Below are 4,519 nucleotides of genomic sequence, written 5' to 3'. Positions count from 1 at the left end.
GACCGCGCGCCCCCCTCAGCGTGCACAAAGTTCCCTTTTTGGCGTAAAAGGGGGTTAACAGTTTTTAGGGAAATTCCAAGCGAAAGGTGGTGTTGAACATGGGCCGACGTGCGAAGCCGGTTGACTTGATTTTAATTCAGGGGACAAAGCATTTGACGAAAAAGGAAATCGACGCCCGAAAGGAGGCCGAGGCGAAGCTCCGGCCTAATGATGACAAGGTGAGACCTCCAGGCTGGCTCGACGATGTGGCCAAGAAGGAGTTCAAGCGGATCGTGAAGGAGCTGAAAGAGATTGGGTTGGTCACAAACGTCGATGTAAATGCTCTTGCCTTGTACTGCGATGCGTATTCTAACTATGTAAAGTGCTCGCAGATCATTGAGGAAGAAGGGCTTATGGTCGAATACACAAATAAAGCGGCGGAAACAAACAAAGTACCTCATCCATTGCTCACAAAGAAAAAGCAATTACATGAGCAAATGAAATCGCTGGCCGTCGAATTTGGATTGACGCCAAGCTCTCGGGCAAAACTTGCTTTGCCAAAGGAAGAACCAGAGCAGCCGACGCCGTTTGAACAGGAGTTTGGTAATGTATGAGCCTGAAGCAATGGCTCATTGACTACTCCTATGATGTCATCGACGGCCGGGTGATCGCCTGCCAGAAACATAAATGGGCATGCATGCGTTTTTTACGGGATATCGAAAGGGAAGGGACTGATGGCTTTCCCTATATTTTTGACGAAACGAAAGCGATGCGTTTTCTCAAATGGATGACGCTTTTCAAACACACCAAAGGCGTATTAAAAGGGCAGCATATTCGTCCACATGAAATCCAGGTGTTTGTATTTGGCAATATTTACGGCTGGGTGCATAAGGACACGGACTATCGGCGTTTTAAAAAGGCGTATTGGCAGGTAGGCAGAAAAAACGCAAAGTCGCAAAGTTTGGCTTGCGTAGCCTCATATGAGGCTATGGCATTCGGCGAAAACATGTCGGAAGTATATATCGGCGCGACGAAAACGGAACAGGCAAGGATTGTATGGAAGGAAACCGAAGCTATGTTGGCCGGTTGCCCGGAACTCAAAGGGAAGTACGAAGTGAAATACGGGGCGATCCATCACCTGAAAAGTCGGTCTATTATTCGGCCACTTTCCAAAGAGGACCGGAAGACCGGTGACGGTTTAAACCCGCAATGCGGGATTATCGATGAGTATCACGCCCATGACACGGATGAGATTTACAATATTCTTGACTCTGGTATGATTGCTAGGGCACAGCCGTTGCTAATGATTATCACAACGGCCGGCACGAACTTAAATAATCCTTGCTATCGAAGTGAATACCAATATGTTTCGAAGCTTCTTGATCCGAACAGCCCGGTAGAAAACGATCAATACTTTGCGATGGTCAACGAACTGGATAAAGACGAGGACGGAAATTTGATTGATGACATTAAGGATGAAAAAGCATGGCTGAAAGCGAACCCGATTGCGGCTTCCTATCCGGAAGGGGTAGAAAATATTCGCGCCAAGCTGAAAGAAGCGCTGGAAAAACCGGACAAAATGGACGATTTTTTAACCAAAAACATGAATGTTTGGATCAATAAGCGCGAGCAAGCCTATATTTCGGCCGAGCGCTGGGCGGCCTGCGGCACGGAAAACCTGCCGGATATCAGTGGATTGGATGCGTATGTAGGCGTTGACTTGTCGGCAACGACCGACTTAACGAGCGTTTCCATCGAAATCCCTTTGAATGACGGCAAATTTGTCGTCTTGTCCCACTCGTTCATACCGGAAGAAAAGCTCGATGAGCGGGTCAAGACTGATAAAATGCCGTTCGATCAATGGGTTCGTCAAGGTTGGATCACCGCCACACCAGGAGCGGTCGTCGATTATACGTTTGTGCGCGAATATATCAAGTCAATTGAGCCGACATACGGCGTTTTGGTGAAGGAAATTTGCTATGACAAGTACAATGCGCGGCATTTAATGCAGGAGCTTGAAGCAGATGGCTTCACGACGGTAGAAATTCCGCAGGGGATTCGCTATTTGACGGAGCCGACGAAAAATTTCCGGACAAAAGTGTTTGAAAAGAAGATCATTCACAACCAAAACCCCGTTTTAACATGGGCAGTCGGCAACGCGGTGACACGAAAAGACGCCCAGGAGAACATTATGCTGGATAAATCGAAGAGCACGGACCGGATCGACCCACTGGCGGCGCTTATTAATGCCCACGCCCGGGCGATGTTTGCAAATGTCGAGTCGGTTGACGTATCGGAATTTGCGACCGATGACTTTTTAGACAGACTGTGGGGTTGATAAAGTGAAAAAATTACGGAAAATCTTTCGTGATTACGCGGAAGATTTTTTTATTTTCATTGGTCTAGTGCTTATCAACATCGCGACGTTCCGATTAAGCGTGACGGCAGGGCTGTATATGCTGGGTTTTTCTTGTTTAGCCGTCGGCATTTTTGCAGCGCTGCATCCACCGAAGCGTTATCCGCCGTGAGGGAGGTGAGGAATGAATGTTTTTCCGGCGTGCTTTGGAGCGAAGAAGTACTGAATACACAGAATACAGCCTAAATGATCCGGCGCTTTTAGATTTTCTCGGCCTTTCTCCTGGCGAGGTCAACGTTTATGGGAAAAATGCCCTGAAAGAAGCGACGGTTTACGCTTGTATCAAAATTTTAGCCGAATCGCTGTCAAAGCTCCCATTGAAGATTTATCTCGAGGGCGAAACCGGCGTCAATAAGGCAGTGAAGCACTATTTATATAAGTTGCTAAAGCTCCGTCCCAATCCGTATATGTCAGCTTCTGACTTCGCCAAATGCAATGAGACGCAGCGGAACATACACGGTAATGCATACGTCAACATTGAGACGGACGAAAAGGGCAGAATTGTGGGGCTTTGGCCGATCGATGCGGGTAAAGTGCGCATTTGGATTGACGATATCGGCCTTTTCAGCAGCAAAAACCACATCTGGTATGAAGTCGATGTCGGAACCGAGCGGCGGAAGCTCATGCCAAACGAAATTTTGCACTTTAAAAGTGGTGTGACACTCGATGGCATTGTCGGGGTTCCTCCTCTTGATTATTTGCGGGCGACGGTGGAAAATGCGGCGGCGGCCGGCCGGTTTATCAATAATTTTTACAAGCAAGGGTTGCAAGTGAAAGGAATCGTCCAGTATGTTGGCGATCTAAACCCGGAAGCGCAGAAGAAATTCCGAGAAAAATTCGAGGAAATGTCTTCAGGACTGAAAAACAGTCACCGCATCGCGCTCATGCCGATCGGGTACGAATTTAAGCCGATCAGTTTGACGATGTCCGATGCGCAGTTTCTTGAAAATACGGAGCTAACAATCAGGCAAATTGCAACGGCTTTTGGTATAAAAATGCACCAACTCAACGATTTAAGCCGGGCAACTCATACGAATGTAGCCGAACAGCAACGGCAGTTTTACGTGGATACATTGCTGCCGATTTTAACAATGTATGAGCAAGAGATGACGTATAAATTGTTTCTTGACAGTGAAATTGACGCTGGATATTACGTGAAATTCAACGTTGACAGCATGCTTAGAAGCGACATTAAAACGCGTTATGAAGCGTATGGCATCGGAATTGAGAAAGGTTTTATTACGCCGAACGAGGCGAGGGCATTAGAAGAGAAGCCACCTTTACCTGGCGGTGACCAGCTTGTATTTAATGGTAACGTTATTCCATTGACGATGGCCGGCCAACAGTACATGAAAGGAGGTGGTGACAGTGGGCAATCAAGCACCGAAGGAAATAAAGGAAATTCGGGCGCTTCCGGTGAAAATTGAGGTCCGTCAGTCGGACGAAGAAGAAGAAAAACGCACCATCTCCGGGTCGATCAAGTACAACACGGAAAGCGCGGAGATGCGTGATTGGTGGGGCGACACGTTTGTCGAAGAAATCGCGGCCGGCGCGTTTGATGGAAGCCTAAAAACACGCGGTGTCGTCGGTCTCTGGTCGCATGACACGTCTAAAGTGCTTGGAAGCACGAAAAGTGGGACGTTGCGCCTGGAGAGTACGGAAAAAGAGTTGCGCTTCGAGTTGGACTTGCCGAACACCACAGTCGGCAACGATGCCTGGGAGATGATTAAGCGCGGTGATGTCGATGGTGTATCGTTTGGGATGCGAGTCACAAAAGATAAATGGTCGCAGGTCGATCGCGACGGCAAAAAAATCTACAAACGTTCCATTTTGGATGCGGAACTATATGAAATTTCCCCGGTGGCTTTTCCGGCTTATCCGGCCAATGAAGTGTCTGTCCGGTCGCTTGATGAGTACCGGGAGCAGCAAAAACGCGCCTCGAACGAATACAAAAAACGAAAACTAGCCATCGAGTTAGAGCTGATATAAAACGGCTCTTTTTATTTTGACTATAGGAGGTTGAAAAAGTATGGGTAAAGAACTGCGTGAGATGTTGCAAAAACTGGAGCGGATGAAAGCCGAAGTCCGCGCTCTCTTAGGAGAGGATAAAGTCGATGAAGCTGA

5 protein-coding genes are annotated in these 4,519 nt (G+C 47.7%); all 5 read left to right on the top strand.

All coding sequences use genetic code 11. The features are described 5' to 3' along the window. Window positions 1–98: 98 nt before the first annotated feature. Genes CD000_RS12795 through CD000_RS12775 form a run of 5 tightly spaced genes read left to right on the top strand, consistent with a single transcriptional unit; the run spans window position 99 to window position 4,384 of the window. Window positions 99–593 (top strand): phage terminase small subunit P27 family, encoded by a 495-nt coding sequence (locus CD000_RS12795; protein ID WP_096225796.1) that lies wholly within the window; start codon window positions 99–101, stop codon window positions 591–593. Then, window positions 590–2,317 (top strand): terminase large subunit, encoded by a 1,728-nt coding sequence (locus tag CD000_RS12790; RefSeq protein WP_096224891.1) that lies wholly within the window; start codon window positions 590–592, stop codon window positions 2,315–2,317. The genes CD000_RS12795 and CD000_RS12790 overlap by 4 nt, the downstream gene beginning before the upstream one ends. A gap of 4 nt (window positions 2,318–2,321) precedes the next feature. After that, window positions 2,322–2,507 carry a hypothetical protein gene (locus tag CD000_RS18515; protein ID WP_096224892.1) on the top strand — a complete coding sequence of 62 codons (186 nt, stop codon included), beginning with the start codon at window positions 2,322–2,324 and terminating at the stop codon, window positions 2,505–2,507. 16 nt (window positions 2,508–2,523) lie between these two features. Beyond that, window positions 2,524–3,822, top strand: a complete 1,299-nt coding sequence (locus CD000_RS12780; RefSeq protein ID WP_096225795.1) for a phage portal protein — start codon at window positions 2,524–2,526, stop codon at window positions 3,820–3,822. Then, window positions 3,764–4,384 carry an HK97 family phage prohead protease gene (locus tag CD000_RS12775; protein WP_233130447.1) on the top strand — a complete coding sequence of 207 codons (621 nt, stop codon included), beginning with the start codon at window positions 3,764–3,766 and terminating at the stop codon, window positions 4,382–4,384. The genes CD000_RS12780 and CD000_RS12775 overlap by 59 nt, the downstream gene beginning before the upstream one ends. Window positions 4,385–4,519 lie beyond the last annotated feature (135 nt).

The organism is Geobacillus sp. FJAT-46040 (assembly GCF_002335725.1).
Taxonomy (GTDB): domain Bacteria; phylum Bacillota; class Bacilli; order Bacillales; family Anoxybacillaceae; genus Geobacillus; species Geobacillus thermoleovorans.
Note: the sequence above shows the minus strand (reverse complement) of the source record. Positions and strands in the feature narration are given on the sequence as shown.

What these genes read in the sequence shown, in the direction of transcription:
- CD000_RS12780 (WP_096225795.1), top strand. Translation starts at nt 2,524, where the DNA reads ATGTTTTTCCGGCGTGCTTTGGAGCGAAGAAGTACTGAATACACAGAA.
- CD000_RS12795 (WP_096225796.1), top strand. Translation starts at nt 99, where the DNA reads ATGGGCCGACGTGCGAAGCCGGTTGACTTGATTTTAATTCAGGGGACA.
- CD000_RS12790 (WP_096224891.1), top strand. Translation starts at nt 590, where the DNA reads ATGAGCCTGAAGCAATGGCTCATTGACTACTCCTATGATGTCATCGAC.